At 54.1% G+C, this 24,903-nt stretch carries 13 protein-coding genes, 1 tRNA gene and 1 pseudogene; 5 read left to right on the forward strand and 10 right to left on the reverse strand.

Annotated features, from left to right (window positions below):
- Window positions 1-10 precede the first annotated feature (10 nt).
- From citE to IP581_RS19340, 5 genes are read right to left on the reverse strand one after another with little or no spacing between them, the layout of a single operon-like run.
- Window positions 11-886: a citrate (pro-3S)-lyase subunit beta gene (gene citE, locus IP581_RS19320; protein WP_086873483.1), complete on the reverse strand. Its 876-nt coding sequence runs from the start codon at window positions 884-886 to the stop codon at window positions 11-13.
- A complete protein-coding gene (gene citD, locus IP581_RS19325) occupies window positions 883-1,176 on the reverse strand; it encodes a citrate lyase acyl carrier protein (protein WP_086873482.1) in 294 nt (97 codons plus the stop codon). The genes citE and citD overlap by 4 nt, the downstream gene beginning before the upstream one ends.
- A gap of 17 nt (window positions 1,177-1,193) precedes the next feature.
- Window positions 1,194-2,213, reverse strand: coding sequence for a [citrate (pro-3S)-lyase] ligase (gene citC, locus IP581_RS19330; RefSeq protein ID WP_193821158.1), 1,020 nt, complete (start codon window positions 2,211-2,213; stop codon window positions 1,194-1,196).
- A gap of 16 nt (window positions 2,214-2,229) precedes the next feature.
- Complete coding sequence (locus IP581_RS19335) at window positions 2,230-3,093, reverse strand: fumarylacetoacetate hydrolase family protein (protein WP_086873480.1); 864 nt, start codon at window positions 3,091-3,093, stop codon at window positions 2,230-2,232.
- Between the two features lie 21 nt (window positions 3,094-3,114).
- Window positions 3,115-4,479 carry a 2-hydroxycarboxylate transporter family protein gene (locus IP581_RS19340; RefSeq protein WP_086873479.1) on the reverse strand — a complete coding sequence of 455 codons (1,365 nt, stop codon included), beginning with the start codon at window positions 4,477-4,479 and terminating at the stop codon, window positions 3,115-3,117.
- A 336-nt stretch (window positions 4,480-4,815) separates the two neighbouring features.
- On the opposite strand from IP581_RS19340, the gene IP581_RS19345 reads away from it, so the two are divergent.
- The gene (locus tag IP581_RS19345) at window positions 4,816-6,453 is read left to right on the forward strand and encodes an ATP-binding protein (RefSeq protein ID WP_086873478.1); all 1,638 of its coding nucleotides are present in this window, start codon (window positions 4,816-4,818) and stop codon (window positions 6,451-6,453) included.
- Window positions 6,443-7,135, forward strand: a complete 693-nt coding sequence (locus IP581_RS19350) for a response regulator (protein ID WP_086873477.1) — start codon at window positions 6,443-6,445, stop codon at window positions 7,133-7,135. Before IP581_RS19345 ends, IP581_RS19350 begins: the two co-directional genes overlap by 11 nt.
- A 35-nt stretch (window positions 7,136-7,170) precedes the next feature.
- On the opposite strand, the gene IP581_RS19355 is transcribed toward IP581_RS19350, so the two are convergent.
- Entirely contained in the window at window positions 7,171-9,306 is a 2,136-nt protein-coding gene (locus IP581_RS19355) for an ornithine decarboxylase (RefSeq protein ID WP_097400826.1), read from the reverse strand.
- 399 nt (window positions 9,307-9,705) lie between these two features.
- On the opposite strand from IP581_RS19355, the gene IP581_RS19360 reads away from it, so the two are divergent.
- Together IP581_RS19360 and IP581_RS19365 are read left to right on the forward strand one after the other, a co-directional pair.
- Window positions 9,706-10,422, forward strand: coding sequence for a DUF554 domain-containing protein (locus tag IP581_RS19360; RefSeq protein ID WP_086873475.1), 717 nt, complete (start codon window positions 9,706-9,708; stop codon window positions 10,420-10,422).
- Between the two features lie 105 nt (window positions 10,423-10,527).
- Window positions 10,528-10,603: transfer RNA gene (locus IP581_RS19365), tRNA-Phe, on the forward strand.
- 255 nt (window positions 10,604-10,858) lie between these two features.
- Here the strand turns inward: IP581_RS19365 and IP581_RS19370 are convergent.
- The 3 genes and pseudogenes from IP581_RS19370 to IP581_RS19380 form a co-directional block, all read right to left on the reverse strand.
- On the reverse strand, window positions 10,859-12,697 hold the full coding sequence (locus tag IP581_RS19370) for a condensation domain-containing protein (RefSeq protein WP_193821159.1): 1,839 nt from the start codon (window positions 12,695-12,697) through the stop codon (window positions 10,859-10,861).
- Window positions 12,694-17,835 (reverse strand): annotated as a pseudogene (locus tag IP581_RS19375) (amino acid adenylation domain-containing protein); the annotation flags it as partial. The gene IP581_RS19370 and the pseudogene IP581_RS19375, both read right to left, overlap by 4 nt.
- 89 nt (window positions 17,836-17,924) lie before the next feature.
- A complete protein-coding gene (locus IP581_RS19380; RefSeq protein ID WP_193821160.1) occupies window positions 17,925-19,232 on the reverse strand; it encodes a condensation domain-containing protein in 1,308 nt (435 codons plus the stop codon).
- An 803-nt stretch (window positions 19,233-20,035) separates the two neighbouring features.
- Between IP581_RS19380 and IP581_RS19385 the strand changes: the two genes are divergently transcribed.
- Complete coding sequence (locus IP581_RS19385; protein WP_193821161.1) at window positions 20,036-20,749, forward strand: 4'-phosphopantetheinyl transferase family protein; 714 nt, start codon at window positions 20,036-20,038, stop codon at window positions 20,747-20,749.
- Window positions 20,750-20,810: 61 nt separating this feature from the next.
- Here IP581_RS19385 and IP581_RS19390 read toward each other — a convergent pair whose 3' ends face one another.
- Window positions 20,811-24,575, reverse strand: a complete 3,765-nt coding sequence (locus IP581_RS19390) for a two-partner secretion domain-containing protein (protein WP_193821162.1) — start codon at window positions 24,573-24,575, stop codon at window positions 20,811-20,813.
- Window positions 24,576-24,903 lie beyond the last annotated feature (328 nt).

A 24,903-nucleotide genomic window follows, 5' to 3' on the forward strand; every position in this document is an offset into this window, starting at 1 on the left:
TGTTCTGTCCTTAACGACGCACGCCGGACGCAGCCGCACGTTCCAGCACCATCTGCGCGTGATTAATAATGGGGGCGTCAATCATTTTGCCGTTCAGCGAAACCACGCCGAGGCCATTGCGTTCGCCCTCTTCCGCCGCTTCGATAACCACTTTCGCGTGATCCACTTCCTGCTGGGTTGGTGCATAGGCGTTATGCAGAAGATCGATTTGACGCGGGTTGATCAGTGACTTGCCGTTGAAACCCATTTTGCGCACCAGATCGACTTCGCGCAGGAAACCGGCTTCATCATTGACGTCTGACCACACTACGTCGAACGCATCAATCCCGGCGGCGCGCGCAGCGTGCAGTACGGCGCAGCGCGCATAGAACAGTTCAGTGCCGTCGCCACGCTCGGTTTGCATATCCATCACGTAGTCAAACGCGGCGAGCGCGATGCCAATTAAGCGCTGCGAGCTACGCGCAATCGCGACGGCATTAATGACGCCAATCGCCGATTCAATCGCCGCCATCACGCGGGTGGAACCCACCTCGCGCCCGCAGGCCAGCTCGATACGCTCCAGGTGGCGTTCCAGTTCGTAGATATCTTCCGGCGTATCCGTTTTCGGTAAACGCACCACATCAACACCGGCGCGAACCACCGCTTCCAGATCAGGCAGGCCAAACGGCGTGTTCAGCGGGTTAATACGCACCACGGTTTCCATATCCTGATACATCGGATGTTGCAGTGCGTGGAACACCAGCAAACGCGCAGTGTCTTTTTCGCGCAACGCTACCGCGTCTTCCAGGTCGAACATGATCGAATCAGGACGGTAGATAAAAGCGGTGGAGAGCATGGCGGCGTTAGCGCCCGGCAGGAACAGCATGCTACGACGTAGTTTTTTCACAGCAGTTTCCCCCAGTCGATTTCGGTGCCTTCGGCGGCGCGCAGAATGGCGCTTTGCAGACGGGCACGGATTACGCAGTCCAGTGCGCCTTTATCTTCAATGATGATTAAGCCCTGGCGGACTTCCATCGCGCGCAGCGTGGTATCCACTACCTTGCGGATTTGATCGCCGAACTGCTTCATCACCTCGCTATGGATAACAATATCCAGCTCGCCTTCTGCGGGGGCGATTTTCACCATCAGGTCGCTGGACTCCATCGTCCCGGCCAGCGCCTCCCTTACAATTTTCATAATTATTTTCCTGATTTTTAAGCGACTTCCGCGCTGTAATGAGACTCAAGGTGCGCAAAAGTGGTATCCGGTACAATTTCCCGAATACGGGAAAACTGGTGTGTTTTAAGCAAACGACGCACTTCCGAGGCAGAGATGGCGGTGCCGGTCGCTTTAATGCGCGAAACTTCCACCACCTCGACCGCACCTGCCAGCAACTGATGCATAGTCTGGTTGTACTGGCGGGTGATATCGCAAAACGGCTCGCTGCCGATAAAGCGGTGTGTAACACCGAGCGCCGGAGCAATATGGTTACGGAAGATGAGCAGGTCGATTTCACTCCACGCCTGCTGCACTTTGCCGGTCTCTTTGAGGAAATAGGCCGGAAAGGTAGCGCGGGAAATAATGTACTGAGAGCCTTCGTGAACCGTGACATTGGGCAGGTGCGCCACACCCGCTTTCACCATTTTCAGCCGTGCGGAGAAAGGAAAAAACGAGGCATCTTCACGCACCACAAACAGGTGCAGCCAGTCGCAGGCCTGTGCGGCCTGCTCAACAAGATGCCGATGGCCCAGCGTGAAGGGATTGGCGTTCATCACGATGGAGCCGATGCGCTTTCCGGCAACGCGGCGCGCCTGCAAAGTGCGGCAGTAACGCTGAATGCCAGACGGTGTATTCTCCATCAATATCGCGTTGTTGCCGCTCTGGGCAATCGGCCAAAAACCGCTGTGCTGGAAACGCTCCCGATTGCAGGGGCGCGTGCACAGGAACAGATGAAAATGTCCACGCGCCAGCGCCAGGTGCTCTACTTCCGCCAGCAGCCGCGCACTGAGGTTTTCCCCACGCAACTGTTCTTCAACCGTTACACATTTGATAACGTTGGCGGCGAGACCTGCACAACCCACCAGCCGGTTTCCCGACCAGGCTTCAACGAAGGTGGTGATATCGCTGTCCATACCTAAACCACTGTCTGCGAGCAACGTGCGGATAGAGGCCAGCCGTTGAGTATTGCCGTTGACTTCCGCAACGCGGAAGTCGATGGAGGGTCGTGCTTGCATCGTATTGCCTTCGTCTCTAGTGTGCTGCCGTCAGCGCATGGTCTGGCGCTTCGATGATCACATTGCTGAGGTGACCGATATTTTCGATCTCCACTTCGATGCGATCGCCTGCTTTCATAAACAGCGGTGGATTGCGCTTTTTACCAACACCGCCCGGTGAACCGGTGATGATGACGTCGCCCGGCGTCAGACTGGTAAAGGTGCTGATGTACTCGATAAGCTCGGCGACCTTGTGGATCATGCTGGCGGTGGTGTCGTCCTGCACCATGCGACCATTCAACCACGTGCGGATAGTGAGCTGATGCGGATCGGGGATCTCATCTGCCGTCGTCATCCATGGGCCGAAAGCGCCGGTCTGCCGCCAGTTTTTACCGGCAGTGAACCAGGTATGCTGCCAGTCACGCGCAGAGCCATCCATATAGCAGCTGTAACCTGCGACATGGCTTAACGCTGTGTCACGAGAGATGTTTTCACCGCCTTTACCGATGATTACTGCCAGCTCACCTTCGTAATCGAATTCGCTGGAGTGACGCGGTTTCAGCACCGGCGCGTTATGCCCGGTTTGCGAGTCGGCGAAGCGCACAAACAGCGTCGGCGCCGGGTTATGTTGATCGAACTCTTTGCGTTTCTCGGCGTAGTTCATGCCGACACAGAGAATTTTCCCCGGGTTTTCAATAACCGGCAGAAAGTTGAGATCGTCAAAGCGCAGATCCGTCGCTTCACCGCTCAGCTGTTGTGCCTCACTCAGCGCATCGGCAGCTAGCAACGATTTCAAATCACCGTAGCGGTCGCCCAGGCGCTGGCCCAGATTGATGACGCCATCAGCCTTCACGATGCCGTAGCTACGGATCCCCTGATGGACAAAGCTTGCGAGTTTCATATCAGTTCCTGTAGTGCTTAATCAGACGAGGAAATTGCCAAGAACCAGCAGCGATACCGACACGTTGATCGCACCACCAATACGGGTCGCAATCTGTGCAAACGGCATCAGGCTCATACGGTTACCGGCAGTCAGGATGGCAACGTCCCCTGTACCGCCCTGGCCGCTCTGGCAGCAGGAAACGATGGCGACATCAATTGGATGCATGCCAATCTTTTTACCTACGAAGAAACCAGTGGCAACCAGCGCGGAAACGGTACTCACGATCACCAGCAGGTTATCGAGAGTGAAAGCGTGAACCAGCTCTTCCCACGGCGTAATGGCCACGCCCACGGCGAAGAGGATTGGGTAAGTCACAGAGGTCTGGAAGAATTTGTACACCACCTGAGAACCTTCCAGCAGGCGCGGAGAAACACCGTGCGCCAGCTTAACCAGCACGGCGGCAAACAGCATGCCGACCGGTGCAGGCAGGCCAATCAGTTTGTGGCCAAGCATACCGATCATATACAGCAACACTGCCAGCAGTGCGCCCGCCGCGATGGTGGTGACATCAGTTTTACCGGAAAACGCGGGAGCAGCCGGCGCTTGTTCATCACCATTGCTACGGTTAGGCATCAGCTGGCCTTCGCCGGTCAGATGCGGGAAGCGTTTACCCAACTGGTTCAGGCAGCCAGAAATAATGATTGCGGTCAGACCGCCCAGCATCACCATCGGCAGTACACGGCCCAGCGCGACGCCCTGATCCATGTGCAGCAGCGTGGCGTAACCAATGGAGAGCGGAATCGCGCCTTCACCTACACCACCCGCCATGATTGGCAGAATGATAAAGAAGAAGATCTGGAACGGTTCCATACCCAGCGCCAGGCCAACGCCCATACCCACCAGCATGCCAACCACTTCGCCGCAAACCATTGGGAAGAAGATACGCAGGAAGCCCTGTATCAGGGTGGTGCGGTTCATGCTCATGATACTGCCGACAATGATGCAGCAGATGTAGAGATAGAGGATGTTGGTTGATTTGTAGAACTTGGTAGTGGACTCAACCACCACGTCCGGCAACAAACCGTAATAAACCATTGCCGAAGGGATAAAGGTGGCGCAAATCGCCGCTGCGCCCAGTTTGCCGACGATCGGCAGACGTTTACCGAACTCACCGCAGGCAAAGCCGAAGAACGCCAGCGTCGCCACCATCACGACGATATCGCTCGGCAACTTGCCGCCAAGACAGTCGATAGCAATTAACGCACCGGCCAGCAGGAATAATGGCAGTGGAATAATCCCAACTTTCCATGTATCCATAATGTGCCACCACTTATCCTTCAGTGATGTTTTTTGAATCGCCAGCGATTCAGAGGTAACAGAGAATGAATCGTCAGTTGTGCTCATAATTAAGCCCCTTGGTTATTTTGTGTCTGTAGAGTAAAGGGCTAAATGCGTACTTTATGTGAGGAATAGCATATTAAAACCGGAGTTTTAATGGCTCCTATGGTTTTTAAGGTTTCTTTTATTTTGTGTGATTTACGCCTTAATTATTGCCGTGGTTTTTATGGTTTTTTTTAAATAGAAATACAAGTTAATAACATTTCCAAAAAAGAATATTTAACAGACCATTTTTCCGCTTCAGCACTGGCTGTGCAAGGGATCACAAGTTTCCAGTAAACTGCGTACGCGCGCGCAAAAAGATGCTACATTGGCGCTTTGCTGGCTGCTGTGCGAACCGTCATGAAAGTCTCGTTCCAAATCAAACTTTTTATTTCACTGGTGCTTTTTTTCTCCGGTTTGTTCGTTCTGCTTGGCGTTTATTATTACAAGGATGTCGGCCGCCAGCTATATCAGGAAATGAGCGCACGGGCAAAAATACAGGCCGAGGAAATAGCGATCATTCCGAATTTACGCAAATCGGTTGCCGATAAAGATATTCGAGCCATCGCGCAATTTATGCATAAAGTGGTGGCACATAGCGATGCAAGCTTTATTGTTATTGGCGATGACAAAGGCATCCATTTATTTCATTCAGTCCATTCTGATGTGGTCGGAAAAACATTAGTGGGTGACGATAATACCGAGGTGTTGCACGGGAAAAGCATCACCACTATCCGCAAAGGCGGGCTGGGTATTTCGTTACGCAGTAAAGCGCCGATTTTTGATGATGCCGGGCGCGTGATCGGGATTGTGTCGGTGGGGTATCTGACCAGTTATCTCGATACCATCACGCTCGGTAAAGTGATCAACATTTTTATTGCCGCTGTATTGCTGCTGGCTGCGCTGTTTATTTTTTCCTGGTTCTTTACCCGCAGCATTAAAAAACAGATCTTCTCCCTTGAACCGCGGGAGATTGGCCTGCTGGTGCGCCAACAAAAGGCGATGATGGAATCGATCTATGAAGGGGTGATAGCGATTGACAGCGAACTGCGTATTGAAGTGATCAACCAGGCAGCGCGCAAATTACTGGGATTGAGCCAGCCAACGCGTGCGCTGCGCGGGCAAAACATCGCTGAAGTGATCTCCCCGGTGCCGTTTTTTGACCGTTCGATGATGCTGGAAAACGACACGCACGATGAGATTTGCCGTTTTAATCAGTTAACGGTGATTGCCAGCCGGGTACGCATCATGCTGGAAGATAAATTGCAGGGCTGGGTGATTACCTTTCGCGATCGCAACGAAATAGACACGCTGAGCGCACAGCTAAGCCAGGTAAAACGCTATGTGGATAACCTGCGCATTATGCGCCACGAGCAACTGAATCGCATGACCACGCTCTCTGGTCTGCTGCATATGGAACGCTACGATGAAGCCGTGCGCTACATTCAGGCGCAATCAGAACACGCGCAGGAGCTGCTGGACTTTATCTCTTCGCGCTTTAGCTCGCCAACGCTATGTGGTTTGCTGCTGGGGAAAGCGGCGCGCGCCCGTGAAAAAGGGGTAGAACTGGCCTTTGATCCGCTGTGTCAGATGGACAGAGCCTGCCGGTTGTTGGGTGAAGCGGAGCTGATCTCAATCATTGGTAACCTGTTGGATAACGCGATTGAAGCAACCCAGCGCGCAACGCTGCCTCACGAACCGGTTGAAGTGCTGATTTTGCTGAACGAACGGGAGTTGATTATTGAAGTGGCGGATCGCGGTATCGGCATTGATCCGGCGATTCGCGATCATATTTTTGAACGCGGGATGACCACCAAGCGCAGTGGCGATCATGGTATCGGTCTGTACCTGATCGCCAGCTATGTAACGCAGGTGGGCGGATCGATTGAAGTCTCCGCTAACACGCCTCGCGGCACGATTTTCTCTTTGTTTATTCCTGAAACGGGTAACGTACCGCGTCCCGTGCCGACCCTGGAAGATCAGAATTATGCAACATGAACTGATAGACGTGCTGATAGTAGAAGATGAAAACACGCTTGCGCAGCTTAATGCGGAACTGGTCAGCAAACACCCGCGCCTGCGGCTGGTTGGCATTGCCTCGTCGCTTGCCGAAGCGCGCGCGTTATTGAGCAACACCCAGCCGCAGTTAGTGTTACTGGATAACTATTTACCGGATGGCAAAGGCATCACGCTTATTAACGATCCGCAGATTATTCGCGCGAACTGCTCGGTGATTTTTATTACCGCCGCCAGTGATATGGACACCTGTAGCCAGGCGATCCGCAATGGCGCGTTCGACTATATCCTCAAACCCGTATCGTGGAAGCGATTGAGCCAGTCGCTGGAGCGCTTTGTGCAATTCGCCGAGCAGCAACGCGTGTGGAAAATTGTCGACCAACAGAACGTGGACTCGCTTTACCAGTTACAGGCGAAGAATTTCCGCCAGGATAATGGCAGTAAAGGCATTGAAGAGAGCACACTGGCACTGATTCAGAAGCTTTTTGCTGATGAGATCGCGCGCTGTTTCTCCGTCGATGAAGTGGTGAGCGAAACGGGGTTGAGCAAAACCACCACCCGGCGCTATCTGGAACACTGTGTGGAAGCCGGCTATCTGGCGGTGGAGATGCAGTACGGGAAAATTGGCCACCCGAGACGCATGTACCGCCGGGTGGCCGCGTGAGATGGCCCCTCACCGTGTGGTTGAGGGGCTAAACACTACTTCAGTACATAACCGTACAGGCGTTTGATGCCGTCGGTGTCGGTCTCCGAATAAACGCCCTGTAGCTCCGGTGAAAAGCCCGGCAGCAGATTGACGCCCTCTTCCAGCGCGAGGAAATAGCGCTGCACCGCACCGCCCCACACTTCTCCCGGCACCACGCAGAGCACACCCGGCGGATAGGGTAGCGCGCCTTCGGCGGCAATGCGCCCTTCTGCCTTACTGATGCGCACCAGCTCAACATTGCCGCGAATAAACTCGCTATTGGCATCCTGCGGGTTCATTACGACCGCTGGCAGGCTGGCTTTGCGGAACATCGCTTTTTGCAGATCTTTTACGTCAAAACTCACGTACAGATCGTGCATCTCCTGGCACAGTTCACGCAGCGTGTAGTCGCGATAACGCACCGGGTATTTATTAAAGATGGTAGGCAGCACGTCGGCCAGCGGCGTGTCATCTTCAATATGTTGTTCGAACTGGGCGAGCATCGCCACCAGTTGCGCCATCTTCCCGGCACTTTCGGCCGGCGTCAGCAGGAACAAGATCGAGTTGAGATCGCACTTCTCCGGCACAATGCCATTTTCACGCAGGTAGTGCGCCAGAATGGTGGCCGGAATGCCAAACCCGGTATATTCGCCCGTTTCCACATCAATGCCCGGCGTGGTCAGCAGCAGCTTGCAGGGATCAACAAAATATTGCTCGTGCGCATAACCTTCAAAACCGTGCCATTTATCGCCCGGCTCAAAGCTGAAGAAACGCCGCTCACGGGCGATCACGTCTGTCGGGTGATCCTGCCACGGTCGCCCGGCGATTTCCGGCGGTACAAAAGGTTTGATCATCTTACAATTAGCGATAATCGCTTTGCGCGCTTCAATACCCAGTGCTACACATTCTGCCCACAGACGACGCCCGCTCTCACCCTGATGGATCTTGGCGTTAACGTCCAGCGCGGCAAACAACGGGTAAAACGGGCTGGTTGACGCATGCAGCATAAACGCGTTGTTCAGCCGTTTATGCGGACAAAAACGTGCCTGCCCGCGCAGATGGTTATCTTTTTTGTGGATCTGCGAAGTTTGTGAGAATCCAGCCTGCTGCTTGTGCACCGACTGGGTGACAAAAATGCCCGGATCGTTCTCGTTCAGCTCCAGCAGCAGCGGCGAGCAGTCGGCCATCATCGGGATAAATTGCTCGTACCCTACCCAGGCCGAATCAAACAGAATGTAGTCGCACAGGCTGCCGATCTTGTCGATCACCTGCCGTGCGTTGTAGATCGTGCCGTCGTAAGTACCAAGCTGGATCACCGCCAGACGGAACGGGCGCGGCTGATCTGCCTTTTCCGGCGCGACTTCGCGGATCAGCTCGCGCAGGTAAGTTTCATCAAAGCAGTGATCGTCAATGCCGCCAATAAATCCAAACGGGTTACGCGCGGCCTCCAGGTAGACGGGCGTTGCGCCGGCCTGGATCAAGGCGCCGTGATGGTTGGATTTGTGATTATTACGATCGAACAGCACCAGATCGCCCCGCGTTAGCAGCGCATTGGTCACCACTTTGTTGGCAGCAGAGGTGCCGTTCAATACAAAATAGGTTTTATCGGCATTGAATACCTTCGCGGCAAACTTCTGCGCGTGCTTGGCCGAACCTTCGTGGATCAGCAAATCGCCAAGCTTGACGTCGGCATTGCACATGTCGGCGCGAAACACATTCTCGCCGAAGAATTCGTAAAACTGGCGGCCCGCCGGGTGCTTTTTAAAGAACTCGCCGTGCTGATGACCGGGGCAGGCAAACGTGCTGTTATCCATTTCGACATACTGGCGCAGCGTATCGAAAAATGGCGGCAACAGATTATCTTCATAGTCACAGGCAGCGGTTTCCAGCTCCAGCCAGTCCTGATCTTTACCGCCGATCACCGCTGTCACGCCTTGTGGCGCGGTCTGCGGCTCTTGAGTGAATAAAAAAACCGGCAGGTTAAACCCCGTCCGTTTGAGTAACGCAAGAATGCCGCTGCGGCTCTCCGCTAATGTCATGACGACTGCCGCCACATCCGTAAAATCGGTACTGTCCAGCGTCACCACTTCGCGGTGGGTGGAAAGCGCGGATATCAGCTCGCGGCTGACGGCAATTTTCATTGATTTCATAAGCACGAATACCCGTTTCAGGGGAGTAAAAGACCCCGGACAAAGCAGTTGCTTCGCCCAACGAACGTGTCTGACTGGAACCAGCTCCGACCGCCAGACATCAGTAAAAGCAGACAGCTTCTGATCTTACTGTTGTCCTACAGTGAGCGTGCGTTAACCTCACCGCATGGTGAGTGAAGTATGGGGGAAAATGACACGGGCGCGAGAAAGCATGCAGGTGCAAAATGCGAGACAAACAGCAGTCATGTGCATCATCTGGCGGCTCCCGTAAGGTGGAATAAAATTCGCGCAATCATGTCACCTTTCCTAAAGAGGCGCAACCAGGCCGGACGTGGTTGCGCATAAAAATGCTATTCTACGCGGCATATTATTCAGTTATGTGAAACACAGGAGTGACTCGTGCTTACAGGTCCTTTTATTAACGCTGCCGCAGTACTGATTGGCGGCACGCTTGGCGCATTGCTCAGCCACCGCCTGCCCGAGCGTATCCGTTCCTCCATGCCTTCGATTTTCGGCCTTGCGTCGCTGGGTATCGGTATTTTGCTGGTAATTAAATGCGTGAATCTGCCGGTAATGGTGCTCGCTACGCTGGTCGGGACGCTGATTGGCGAACTCTGTTATGTCGAGCGCGGCATCAGCGGCGGTGTTAATGCGCTACGTAACCTGCTGCAAAAACGCAAAGGTGGGGATGCCAACAGCGCTCACGAGTCGTTCATTCAGAGCCTGGTGGCAATCATCATTCTGTTCTGCGCCAGCGGTACCGGGATTTTTGGCGCCATGCGTGAAGGGATGACCGGCGATCCAAGTATTCTTATCGCCAAAGCTTTTCTCGATTTCTTTACCGCCGTGATCTTCGCCACGTCTCTCGGTTTTGCTGTCGCGGTGATTTCCGTGCCGATGCTGATTATCCAGCTTACCCTCGCCACCTGCGCAACGCTGATCCTGCCGCTGACCACGCCCGCAATGATGGGCGATTTCACCGCCGTTGGCGGTATTCTGTTGCTGGCGACCGGGTTGCGCATCTGCGGTATTAAGATGTTTGCCGTGGCGAATATGCTACCTGCGCTGGTGATTGCGATGCCGATTTCTGCCCTGTGGACAGCATTTTTTGCCTGAGCGAACGTGCATTATGCGCAAAGTGGTGATAGATTGTGCAGTCCGCAACGAATTGAAGAAATTTCGTTGACGGAGCGCGGCGAATCAGGTTTAATGCGCCCCGTTGCCCGGATAGCTCAGTCGGTAGAGCAGGGGATTGAAAATCCCCGTGTCCTTGGTTCGATTCCGAGTCCGGGCACCACTTATTCAGAGAACCCGCCCAAAAGGCGGGTTTTTGCTTTTGGAGATACGGACTCTCCATCGAACTACGTTCGATTATTCGCCGCAAGCGGCTCACCCCTTCGGGGCCAGCGCGACAGGCGCGCTGTTCAACGCCTGACGGCGTTAGTCCGAGTCCGGGCACCACTTATTCAGAGAACCCGCCCAAAAGGCGGGTTTTTGCTTTTGGGGATACGGCTCTCCATCGAACTACGTTCGATTATTCGCCGCAAGCGGCTCACCCCTTCGGGGCCAGCGCCACCGGCGCGGCATCCGCCAGCATGTAATCCAGCCGTCCCGCCGGGTACGCCGGGTCCAGCGGCACATACGCGCCGCCCGCTTTCAGAATGCCCAGTATCGCCACTATTGCATCGACGCTGCGCGGCAGGCACACCGCCACCCGGTCATCCGGGCGTACCCCCAGCGCCAGCAGCCGGTGCGCCAGCCGGTTGGCCCGGCGGTTCAGCGCAGCGTAGCTGAGCCTGATATCTTCACAGACCACCGCCACCGCATCCGGCGTGCGCGCCACCTGCGCCTCAAACAGGCGGTGCAGCAGATGCTCGTGCGGTAAAGCTGCCTGGGTAGTGTTAAAACTGACCACCAGTTGCTGATACTCAGCTGAAGAGAGCATGGGCAGCGCATGCGGAGACTGGTGCTCATCGTTAGCCATCTCCGTCAGCACCTTAATAAAGTAACCAACGAGACGTTCTGCCGTTGCGTGATCAAACAGGTCGGAGGCGTATTCCAGATCGCCTGTCAGCACACCGGATGTTTCAGCGAGCGCAAGAGTCAGATCGAAATGGGCGCAATGGTGGTGTTGCTCCATAAACGAGAGGCTCACACCTGCCAGCGCTAACTGCTCAGCAGGCGTATTATTGAGCGCTAGCATCACCTGAAAGAGCGGGCTGTGGCTCAAACTGCGCGCAGGTTGCATGGCTTCGACAACTTTATCAAAGGGCAGTGTTTGATGTTCATAAGCCGCAAGCGTTTGTTGGCGAACATGAGCCAATAAGTGGCTGATTGTCGGGCAATCGGCAAGATTCACACGTAAAGCGAGCGTGTTAACAAAAAAGCCAATCACGCCTTCCAGTTGTTGGTGAGAACGGTTGGCTACCGGGCTGCCAATCACCAGGTCATGCTGACCGCTTAGCCTGCTCAGCACAATCGACCAACCTGCGAGCAGCGTCATGAAAAGCGTGGCACCATGACGCTGGCTCAATGCTTTAAGCGAGGCCACCAAGGGTTCACTAAGCCGCAATGGAACGTTATTCCCCGTAAAGCTTTGTACGTTCGGTCGCGGGCGATCCGTGGGAAGTGTCAGTAACGCTGGCGCATCCTGCAGATACTGTTTCCAGAAGGCGAGCTCTTTTGCCAGGCCGCCTTCCTGAAAATGGCGCTGCTGCCAGCTGGCGTAGTCAGCATACTGAACAGGTAAGGCGTTCAGAGGATAAGAGTGCTTGCCGCAAGCCACCTCATAAAGATGGCTCAGTTCGCGAACTAATACGCCAATCGACCAGCCATCAGAAATAATGTGATGCTGAGTGAGTAGCAGCATGTGTTCTTCATCGCCAAGTTGTAACAACGCCCCGCGAATAAGGCGGTCATTGCTCAAATCAAACGGGGTTTTCCGATCCTCTTCATGCAGCGCAGCAATGCGTTGGGAACGCGCCGTTTCACTCAGATGACGCAAGTCGTGGCGTGCTAACACAAAGCCCGTATCAGGGGGATCAATATGCTGCCGGGGTTTACCGTCCACCATAATAAAACGCGTGCGCAAACTCTCTTGCCGGGCAATAAGCTGGTTAAATGCATCAGCCAGGGCCTGATAATTAAGCGCCCCCTTGAGATGTAAGGTTGCCGGAATGTGGTATGCCAGGCTGGCGGCAGGATCAAGCTGACTTAAAAACCATAAACGCTGCTGGGCGAAGGAGAGCGGCAGCGGTGCTCGCCGATCGACCAGGGGGATTACACTTGCCTGATGAGATTCATCCGCTTTACGCGCCCGCAACAGCGCTTTGATTTTTTGTTCCAGAACGGCACGTTTTAGCGCCTCTACATTCCTTGTATTTTTCGTCATTTGTCGTGTCCTTCATTTATCATCTTCGCTAACGCTTCCGGTAACATTCCGTCAAGTTCGCGCTGTATCGCGGCTATTTCATCCTCTGCGATTGCGTCTATTTGCGCAGAAAAAATGGCTTCCGCTTGCGCCTGTAAGGTGGGTGACAGGAACAGCGTGGAAATGGATACCTCAATGAAAAACTCACGCTGAATCCGGTTGATCAGCTGCACCACCATCAGCGAATGGCCGCCGAGCTCAAAAAAGTTGTCGTGCCGCCCGATCTGCGACAGCCCCAGCAGGTCGCACCAGATGGCAGCCAGCGTTTCTTCCACGTCACCAACGGGCGCGTCATCCCCGCGGGTGACCACTGCCGCGCGATCCGGGGCGGGCAGCGCCCGGCGATCCAGCTTGCCGTTCGGCGTGAGCGGAAAGCTTTCCAGCGTGACGAACGCGGCGGGCAGCATGTACTCCGCCAGCGACTGCGCCAGCTGCTGACGCAGCCGGGCGGGCGACGGCGTCTGACCGGGCTGTGCCAGCAGGTAGGCGACCAGCCGTTTATCACCCGGTGTGTCCTCCCGCACCATCACCACCGCGTCGCGCACGCCGTCGCATTCCGTCAGGCAGGCCTCAATCTCCCCCGGCTCGATACGGAACCCGCGCAGCTTGACCTGAAAATCATTGCGCCCGAGAAACTCAAGGTTGCCGTCCGGCAGCCAGCGCCCGAGGTCGCCGGTCCGGTACATCCGCTGGCCGGGCGTGAACGGGTCCGGCAGAAAACGTTCTGCCGTCAGCTCCGGTCGGTTCAGGTAACCGCGCGCCACGCTTTCACCGGCGATATGGATCTCACCGCAGATCCCCAGCGGTACCGGCAGTCCGTGCTTATCCAGCAGATAGATCTGTGTGTTAGCGATGGGCTTGCCGATGGGAATTGACCGGTTGCGGCTCACCGCGGAATCAATGGTGTACGTGGTGACAAAGGTGGTGGTTTCTGTCGGACCGTAGCCGTTTATCAGCCGCTCCGGCTGCTGTGCCAACTGCTGCAGATGGCCGATTTTCACCGGATCAAGCACATCCCCGCCGGTCAGCAGATAGCGCAGCTGCCCGAACACCGGTTTCAGCACCTCGAGGTATTCGTTAAACAGCCCGACGGTGAGCCACATCGCACTGACTTTTTCGCGCAGCAGCGCGTCGCGCAGCTGCTGCGGATCCTGCAACGCCGATGGCGTGATAATGCACAGCCGCGCGCCGTTCAGCAGCGCCGACCAGATTTCCCAGGTCGAGGCATCAAAGGCAATGCTGGCGCAGTGCGCAATACCGTCCTGCGCACTGAGATCGGCGGCCTGGTTATTGAGGATAAACTGGCTGACATTGCGGTGCTCGACCATCACCCCCCTGGGTTTCCCGGTCGAGCCGGAGGTGTAAATCACATACGCCAGATGTGCCGGTGTCAGCCCCTGCGCCTCCGGGTTGTGTTCTGCCGCCCCCTCCTCCGGCTCCGCGTCCGTCAGTACCACCGGCAGCGCGGTGGCCGGCTTCTGCGCCAGCGCACGCTGCGTCACCAGCGCCACCGGCGCGGCATCCGTCAGCATATAATCCAGCCGTCCCGCCGGGTACGCCGGGTCCAGCGGCACATACGCGCCGCCCGCTTTCAGAATGCCCAGCATCGCCACCAGCGCATCGACGCTGCGCGGCAGGCACACCGCCACCCGGTCATCCGGGCGTACCCCCTGCGCCAGCAGCCGGTGCGCCAGCCGGTTGGCCCGGCGGTTCAGCGCAGCGTAGCTGAGCACGATATCTTCACACACCACCGCCACCGCATCCGGCGTGCGCGCCACCTGCGCCTCAAACAGGCGGTGGACCAGGCGCTCAGCCGGAAGCGCCGCCCGCGTGGCGTTAAACGCCACCAGCAGCCGGTTGCGTTCCCCTTCTGGCAGTACGGGGAGGCTCAGCACCGGACGCTGCGGCTCATGCGCCAGCGCCGCACTCAGCGACGCCAGCGTGGCCCGCAGGTAATCCGCCTGGCGCTGCGGGTCAATGCCCGCCGCCGTCTGCGCCGTCAGAATGAACCCCTCCCCGGTGTCATCCACCGAGAACACTATCGGGTAGTGGGTCCGCTCCTGCGCCTCCAGCAGCCGGATGCCCTCGCGGATAAGCCCGCTGCGCGCCGGGCTGTGACGGTAATTCAGCAGCGTGCTGAACAGCGGCTGCGGCTGCGGCACCCCGCTGCAGCGCAGCGCCAGCGACAGCGGCGCCTGTTCATGCTCAAACAGCGCCGCCAGCGCATCCCGCGTCGACAGCACGGCCTCCCGCGCACTCAGCCCGGCCAGCGACACCCGCAGCGGCAGCGTGTTGATGAACATGCCGGGGCCGGACTCACCGCTGTCACCGGCCTGCAGACGCCCCATCAGCACGGTGCCGGACACCACCTCATCCCGGCCGCACAGCTGCGCCAGCAGGCGGGCCAGCGCCGTGTGGAACAGCACCCCGGGGCTGACGCCCAGCCGCCGCGCCTGCGCACGGATGTGCCCCGCCAGCGCGCTGTCCAGCGTCTGCCGCGCTTCCCCGCCCGTCCCGTCGCTTTCCCGCGTGACGGCCGTGTCATACGGGGCGGTCGGCGTGTCGATATCCGCCAGCCGGGCGCGGAACCACGCCTCATGCTCACTCTCCGGCACCCGCAGCGTGCGGGCGATAAAGTTGCGGTAGGGCACCGGCGCCGCCAGCGCCGCCGCGTTCCCGTCCAGAATCTGCGTGATTTCGTCGCAGACCAGCGCCATGGAGATGTGGTCGCAGACCAGATGATGAAACTCAAGCGCCAGCAGCCACCGCGGCTGTGCCGGGTCGTACGCCGTCTGTGCGCGGAACAGCGGCGCGCGGCTGACGTCCATGCGCCGCGGCCGGCTGGCCTGCGCCCGCAGCTGTGCGGCGACATCCTGCCCGGCCTGCGGCACCAGTACTGTCACCGGCAGGACGGCGCGACGCCGGACCACCTGCACCGGCCGGGACACGCCCTGCCAGCACACCGCGCTGCGCAGGATGTCGTGGCGGTCAATCACCTGCTGCAGCGCCGCCAGGAATGCCTCCAGCAGCGCGCGGGTGTCGAAGGCCAGCAGGCTGCTGAGCAGGTAGGCATCCCCCTGTCCCTGCAGCAGATGGTGAAACAGAATGCCCTCCTGCAGTGGTGACAGCGGGTAAATGTCCTGCACGTTCGCCGCCCCGCCCTCCACCGTCGCCACCACCGCATCAGTCTCCGCCTGCGACAGGCTGACCAGCGGCAGCATACCGGGCGTGATGGCCCGGCAGTCAGCCGGGATACGTGGCGGCGGCACCGGCGTATCCGCCTCCCGGAGGGTGATGCGCTGTGCCATATCAGCCAGCACCGGGGCGGAGAACGCCCCGCGGATATCCAGCGTCATCCCCCGGCCGCGCAGCCGCTCCAGCAGGCTGACCACCCTCAGCGAATGGCCGCCGAGCTCGAAAAAGTTGTCGTGCCGCCCGACCTGCGACAGCCCCAGCAGGTCGCACCAGATGGCAGCCAGCGCGTTTTCCACTTCGCCAACGGGCGCGTCATCCCCGCGGGTGACCGCCGCCGTGCGATCCGGTACGGGCAGCGCCCGGCGATCCAGCTTGCCGTTCGGGGTGAGCGGAAAGCTTTCCAGCGTGACGAACGCGGCGGGCAGCATGTACTCCGCCAGCGACTGTGCCAGCTGCTGACGCAGCCGGGCGGGCGACGGCGTCTGACCGGGCTGTGCCAGCAGGTAGGCGACCAGCCGTTTATCACCCGGCGTGTCCTCCCGCACCATCACCACCGCGTCGCGCACGCCGTCGCATTCCGTCAGGCAGGCCTCAATCTCCCCCGGCTCGATACGGAACCCGCGCAGCTTGACCTGGAAATCATTGCGCCCGAGAAACTCAATGTTGCCGTCCGGCAGCCAGCGCCCGAGGTCGCCGGTCCGGTACATCCGCTGGCCGGGCGTGAACGGGTCCGGCAGAAAACGCTCTGCCGTCAGCTCCGGTCGGTTCAGGTAACCGCGCGCCACGCCGTTGCCCGCGATATAGAGTTCGCCCGTCACGCCAGACGGCACCAGTTGACGGTGATTGTCCAGGATGTAGATCCGCAAATCGGCGAGCGGGCCGCCAATCACACTGGCACCCTGCGAGGTGATATCTGAAGGCGCTATTTCATACCAGGTCGCATGTACGGTGATTTCCGTGATGCCATACATGTTAATAAGACGCGTATTACGGTTTGCTGCGTTGTGGATCCACGGCACAAGAGTGCGCATTTCAAGCGCTTCGCCGCCAAAGATGATGCAACGCAGGGTATGTGGAGTTGAGTCCTGGGCAGCAATCAACTGGCGGAATGCGCTGGGGGTTTGATTGAGCACCGTAACCTGTTCACGGCATAGCAGTGCATAAAGCGAGTCGGGTGAGCGAGCGCATGCCGTTGATACCATAATCAACCGCCCACCTGAACATAACGCGCCGAATAACTCCCAGACGGAAAAATCAAAAGAGAAAGAGTGACATAGCGACCAGGTATCGTTGTGACTAAAGCTAAAAACAGGCTGGCTGACGGTTAAAAGGCGAGTGATATTGCGGTGTTCGACCATTACGCCTTTGGGCTGGCCTGTGGAACCGGAAGTATAAATAACGTAAGCCAGATGGTGCGCCGCCAGGCCAGGAGATAATGGCACAGGGTTATTCTCATCATCTTCGTCAGCACTGGCTGGAAACGGCGCATCCATTAACACGGCAGGAATAGCGCTATTCAGCGCCTGCACAAGGCCAGAATGGGTGACCAGTGCGACGGGGGCGGAATCTTCCAGCATGTAATTGAGCCGTTCGCCCGGATAGACCGGATCCAACGGAACATAGCCCCCGCCCGCCTTGAGGATACCGAGGATGCCGATCACCATATCCAGGCCACGTTGCAGGCAAATAGCCACGCGGTCATTCGGATGAACACCCATTCTGATGAGCTGATGGGCCAGCGTGTTTGCTCTGCGGTTCAGAGCATCATAGGTTAGTGACTCCCCCTCGAAAACGACAGCGATAGCCTGTGGCGATCGACGGACTTGAGCTTCAAACATTTCGTGGATTAATAGGTCAGAAGCGTCACTTTCTATAGCGGGAGCAGGCTGTAGCAGTTTCTGGCGTTCATGTGTCGATAAAATCGGTAAGTGAGACACTGGCGTATCACTATTCTGCAGTGCGCCTTCCAGTAATACAGCAAGGCGAGATTGCATTACCTGAATATCGTCAGGGGTGAAATAGTCGAGGGAGAAATTAAATTCAACGCAGACTGACTGGCTCTGTTTATTATTGCTGGTAATAGCGTATGATTAATGGTTATCGCTAAAGGATATTGTGCCCGGTGATGAGGTTTGATGGTATGAACTGACGCCCCTTCCAGATGAATGTTAACGTCGTAAGGTTCATAAGATAGCGACATGTCAAATAAATTCGCGCTGTCGGTTTTTTGCTGATTTTTTATTCTCCGCTGAATTTCCGTAATCGGCAGCCTCTGATGTTTATAGCAAAGACGTAATTCATCGGCTGCTTTTTGCATCACATCAGAAAAAGTATCCTCATCGGTTAATCTAATGCGAACCGGGATAACAGAGGCATACATGCCCACCGCCGTTTTTTGTTGTGCATTTCTTCGATTATGGAGCGGAATACCAAAAACAATATCGTCACTGTTTTTTATTCTTTTAAAATAACAGGCAAAAAGGGCATACATAAAATGCAATATAGAGAGCCCATATAAAGAAGCCACTTGTTCAATGCGCTGAAAAAGATTTTCCTCAAGCATCCAGGTCACGGGATCAGGCAGATATGATGCCGGCGTCCGGGTTGTCGCCAACGGAGGGAATAATGGCGGCGGCAATGTCGTATATCGCTCAAGCCAAAAAGCCTGGTCTTTGTTGCACTGCTTCGCACTCAGATAAGTCGCATCACTGGCAACAAAATCGGCATAAGATAACGCAGCCCCTGCAGATAATTTCTCCCCGCGAATAAGACGACTATAATTTTCGCTCAACTCCACGTTAAGCAGGCTCAGACTCGTTCCGTCGGCGATAATATGATGGCAGCACAGTTGCCAATACCAGCGGTTATTGCCTGCATAGATTAACGAACTGCGCCATAACCTTTCTGCCAAATTAAATGGCTGAGTGAAATTTAGTTTCACATACTGTTCAGCTTCATTTATTGGGTTATCCGTTGCCGAAAAATCCTTAAATTCCATTAATGGCAAAGCGGAAGAGGCAAAATATTGTGCTGGCGACGTACCGGCAACTATCCGCAAACGAAATGCATCATGCCGCTTAATGACAGAGTCAAATGCTTTAATCATGATATCGGGAACGATATTGCCATCAATGATCATGACGCTCCCTATATTGTAGTTAGTTAATTCAGGATTCAGCGTCTGAGCGAACCAAATTGCTTGCTGATCTGAACTCAATGGAAACGGCAACGCTGGAAGCGCTGTACATTCTTTCGCCACTGATGCACTGTCTAAAAAGCTATTATTGGGAGATATGTCCATATATTCCAACCTAATGAATGAAAGCCAAAGCGTCGTAATTAATTGACAGCACAATTTTTTTCAGAAAACAGAGTGCTATCAAGTAATATTCCTGATGAATGTTTTTATCCTTTAAATGAACAACTAATTATTCACTGCAAACGCAGGAGATCTTGTCGCCAACGTTGCGAACCGAATGAGGTAAAACTCAACATGTTTTAACGATAAGCCTGTCAATTAGTGCATCCATCCATTCTCTACACCAGCTATATCCATTTTGAAAAGCAGGAAATAATACCGAGGGAAATCATTACGTCAGCGTCACATCATATAAAAAACGCGATTAATCAGCCACATCCTCTTATCTATGAAGTTATTTACTTCTCATTAAAACCCTCCGTCGCGAGTAATAACCCTTACAAATTTATAATAAATACCTTTTAAGTCTATATGGCAAGAAAATATATCACCATAACACCATCATCGTGATATTTACAGCACCATGCGTTTGATAATAAAGATGTTATTATTTTTAATTTGGTGAGAATATTTTATATTTCCATTTATCACCACAATGAAAAATTCTGAAAAGAGTTTTTAATTATTCTTTGAATTATTCATGAGGTGGATAGATAAGTGACCATATAACAGAAAACCTTAACGTTGATGAATGATAATAGTGTGATTTCCTCAAAATAATTCTCAACCACCGCGCCTTTGCGGAGAAAGAAATGCGTGATGGCTACAGCACCTGCGTTACACTGATTGCATTTACTGGCAACACGTTACCGATGAGATAACTCATTAACTTATTGATAGATAATATGTTTACTTCACAACTAAGCCATTCATCCTCTGCTTTCGTGATGCACTCGGAAACGGGGTTCATCACGCAATTCCCGGCAATGGCTTACTGCCAGGTCGCATTCGACGTAACCGCTTACCAGGATTCGCTTTTTAGCGAATATGCCATCCCTTTTCCCCCGGTGCTTGATAAAGCGGTAGCAAAACGGCGCGCGGAGTATCTCGCGGCTCGCTATGCCGCCAGGCAACTATTACAAAACGCAGGCTGCGATGGTCATGTTGATACGTCTCCCAGCCGGGAACCCGTCTGGCCCGCGGGCTGGTGCGGCAGCCTTTCTCATACCCGTGGTCACGCTATTGCGGTTATTGCCCCGCGTAGCGCAGGGCTGACGCCTGGTATTGATATTGAAATGTTCGATGCAAAAACCATGAGAGAAACGGCGGAGATGTTCACCAGCCTTGATGAACGACGGTTACTTGCCGCCTGCGGCTTAGCGTATGAAACGGCGTTGTTGATACTCTTTTCCGCCAAAGAGAGTCTGTTCAAAGCGCTCTACCCTGAGGTGCACTGTTTTTTCGGTTTTGAAGCGGCTCGGATCTGTAGCATCGATACGGCGGCACAAAGCCTTACCCTTGAGCTAACACAACCGCTGACGCCTGCACGCAAACAAGGATGCCAGTTTCATGGCCTGTATCTTATCGAGGAAAATCGGGTGATTACGCTGATCGCGTAAGGCAGTGGCGAGAGACAAAACGGGGAAGGCAGCAGCGAATTGCCACTGCCTGTGTTACAACTTACAGACCAATCATGGTGCCGGTATTGGTTAGCGCATTCGCTTCGAGATCAAGGCCGGAAAAACCGCCCAGAGCCGCGTCTTTACCGCTGTTAGTGACTTTATTCGCAGTCACTTTCGCGGTGCCATAACTCAGCATATTGAGGTAGTTATACACGTTACCGTCTGTTTTTACGGTTAATGCATAATCACTGACAATATTGCCACGGTTATTAATATCGTTTACCGCATTAATCGCAATGCTTTGCCCCAGCATATTGCTGTTGCTGTTGTTGGTAACGTGCCGTTGGGTCGTCAGGGTAAGGCTGGTTCCCGCCAGGATATCTTTAAAATTCTCGATACCATTCAGGGCACTAATCACCAGCGCATTATTAGCGGCAATGGTGTTGCGGTTATACAGCACACCTTTCAGCACGCTGAAATTCACATCACCTTTACCACTGATCCAGCCATAGTTGGTGGTGCTATTGTCCACGCTCAGGTTCAGGTTCTTATCCGACGCGATAACGCCCGTCGCCGTTCCATCCTCCAGCTTACCGTTGCTGTAGTTCTCAAGGTAAGCAGAAGTGATGTTGAGGTTACCGGCGCTATATGTCATCGCATAGTTATTATAGAAAACACCCGCCGCTTTAATGATAGCGTTGGCACCGCTCATCAGCATACTGCGGGTGTTATCAAATACGCCCCGGGACAGCACGCTAAGCGGGCCATTTTCTGCCACAATACGGCTGTTAGTGCTGTAGATATTTTGTGCGGAAAGCGAGACACCGGTTTTACCCACCATGCCGCCTACATCGCCTTCGACACCAAAATACTCGCCGTTGTAATGACTGAAGTTATTACCGTCTCTGTTTTCAATATTGCCGACAGCATTGACGGTAAGTGTTTTATTCGCGGCAATCAGCGCCGTGTTGTTATAGACACCTGATTTGGAATCAATGGTGATATTTTCACCCGCGATCAACCCGTTGTTGTTATCTACCGAGTTCGCAGCCAGCGTGATATCGCCCATTTGAGAGGTCACAGAACCTTTGTAGCTGTCGAAATTGCCTGTCAGCATCAGGTTAATATTGCTCAAACCAGCAATCTGGCCATAGTCATTGAGCAACCAGTTCCCGCTGATTCCGACATCGCCAGCAGAGGTGATCTTACCGCTATAGTTATCAACCGTGCCTTTTGCCGCCACATTTACATCGCCAGTCAGGGAACGCAGCGTGCCATGGTTATTACCCACATTGCCATTAGCGGTAATCGTCAGATCACCACCTGCTTCAATAAGGGAATTATTGTTGGTAACGTTGTTAGCAGTAATAGCGACATCACCAGCGCCCAGCATATAGAGGTAGTTATACAGATTACCTTTGGTCGTAACGTTAATATCGCCGTCGCTGACAATATTACCGCGGTTATTAATATCGTTTACCGCGTTAATCGTGATCCCGTTACCGACCATATTGCTGTTGCTGTTATTTGTCACATGACGCTGCGTATCCAGCGTCAGGCTGCCACCGGCGGAGATATCTTTAAAGTTCTCAATACCGTTCAGGGCATTGATCGCAAGCGACTTATCAGCTGCAAGGGTATTACGGTTATAAAACGCCCCTTTCGCCACATTCAGCGCCACAGCGCCTTTACCGCTGATCCAGCCGTAGTTAGTGAAATTGTTGTCCACATTCAGCGTAATATCTTTATCTGCGCTGATGAAACCTGTGGCGTTATTATCGATAAGCGTGCCGCTGCTGTAGTTTTCCAGGGAAACGGTATCGAGTGTGAGGTTGCCAGTGCTGGAAATCGTGGCGTAGTTATTGTAGAAAACCCCGCCCGTTTTGATTGCGGTATCAGCCCCGCTGACCATCAGCGCGCGCGTGTTATCAATGTTCCCTTGCGCTTGCAGGCTCATTGGCCCATTTTCGGCAATGATGCGGCTGTTGTTGTTGTAAATATTCTGCCCGGAAATCTCAACGCCACCTTTACCGATCAAGCCACCGGTCTGTTGCGGCATGCCGAAATAGAGGCCAAAGTCATTGCCAAAGCGATTACCATCGCGGTTATCAACATTCCCGCCCGCATGGATAGTCAACTTTTTATTGGCTAATACCAGCGATCTGGTGGTGTTTACGCCGGCTTTCGCGTCGATGGAAATATTTTGCCCAATCATGAAACCGCCGTGGGTATCCACCGCATTCGCACTCAGCGAGATATCACCTTCTTCCGCGCTTACAACGCCAATATAGTTACTCAGGTTGCCGTTAACCGACACCTCCACGCCCTTCTTGCCGCCGATGCCACCGTAGTCATTACGATAGGAATCGCCCTTCACAATCACTTTGTTATTGGAAAGAAGGTTGCCGGAATCGTTATTGACCAGCCCCTTGCTGTTTAGCGAAACATCGCCGTTCGATGCGATTTGACCGCCACTGTTATTGATACTGTTTGCGTTGATTTCTACACCGGTATCGGCTGCGATGCCTAAGGAGTCGGAACTGACGGTATCCGCTGTTTTGGTGCTACCGTTATTAACCGTGCCACCGGCAGTGATCTTGATATGACCGCCAGCAGAACGGATTAAGCCTTTGTTGTTATCAACGTTGCCAAGGCTGGCAATATCCATGTCGCCTGATGTTTCCAGAATACCGCTGTTGTTGTTGATCGCGCCGGTATCAAGCCCCAGGTAGCCGCCATGGATCTGACCATTACTGTTATTAAGCGTCCCGGTTTTTAAGGTGACAATACCTGCTTCGATACCGACATCGTTTCCTTTACCCGCGTTGGTAAACGTATTGTTATTGGTATCGACAGCCAGCACACCGCTGGCGGCAATTTTGCCGTTGGTGTTATCAAATGCGCCGCTATTAACGTAGATATCTGCCGTCGTCGAAATCGTACCTGAACGGGCATTAACAATAGCGTTCTTATTGGTATCGAGATAAATAGCACCAGCGGAAGTAATAAGACCGGTTGTATTATCCAGCTTGCCGTTGGTATTAATCTTTGTCGAACCCGTTGATTGAATCTGCGCATTGCTGTTCAGCAACTGGCCATTGGCATCAATGCTGATCCCACCAGCTCCACCGGCAATGACGCCCTGGTTACGCACGCCCACGCCGCTTTCGGTGCTGATAAGATTAATTTTGTTCGCGTACATGCCGCCAACTTGCGCAACGTCAACGCTATAGCTGTTACGTGAACCCGACGCCGTGACCGTTCCGGTCACCTGACCGGCAGTATTAACGTAGTTATTACCCGCAACGATATTCAGTTCATCTGCGGTTACTTTTCCGCTGAGCACTACGTTGCGCGACAAAATTTCAGTAGGGCTGGCGTTATCCAGTTTGCTGATAGTAATGGTTCCGCCGTTTACGGAATAACCCGCGAGTTTGTCATTCTGAATATCTGGCGTGCCGGTGGTCAGGGTGAGTTTATCGGTATTAATCGTACCGCCACCATTAACCGTAATGCCATTAGGGTTGGCGATGATCAACGCGGCTTTATCACCTGCCACTTCCATCATGCCATTGATCGTCGACGCGTTTTTGGAGGTAACTTCATTGAGAATAACTTTTGCCGACCCGGATGTCAGATTGCTGTTACCCTGGATGGTGCCGCCCAACACCGTATCGGATGCTGAAGCGCTGTTATTAAAAATAACGCCATTTTTATCGACGTTGAGGTTGTCCCAGACGTTATGTGACAAGCCATTGCTGTTAGGTTTATTAATATCCACGACCGGCACGCCATTCGCATTATATAGCGTGCCATTTTTCATACTTAAACCAGCGGAATGCGCAACAGCAGGTAATGCCAATATCATTGCTACCGTCAACGGGGCCAGCTGAGTTCTCACAAGACGTTGAACTTTCTTTTCCGAATTAATCACGCTTTTGCTTCCCTTTAATTAACCTTCAGAACCCATTTGAAATAAAACGTTCTCAGTCTTGTTTCCTGAACCTGGAATCGATTTTTATTCGAATAAATTTATCGGTAAATGTGACCAGGCATACCGGATAAGAATAAAAAATTGAAACCTGGAATCTCGCGAGACGGCGGATTTTTTACAAAGCCTGTTAAAGAATTAACATCAGGATTGAACATCG

It is taken from the genome of Kosakonia pseudosacchari, from assembly GCF_015167415.1.
GTDB classification, from domain to species: Bacteria; Pseudomonadota; Gammaproteobacteria; order Enterobacterales; family Enterobacteriaceae; genus Kosakonia; species Kosakonia pseudosacchari.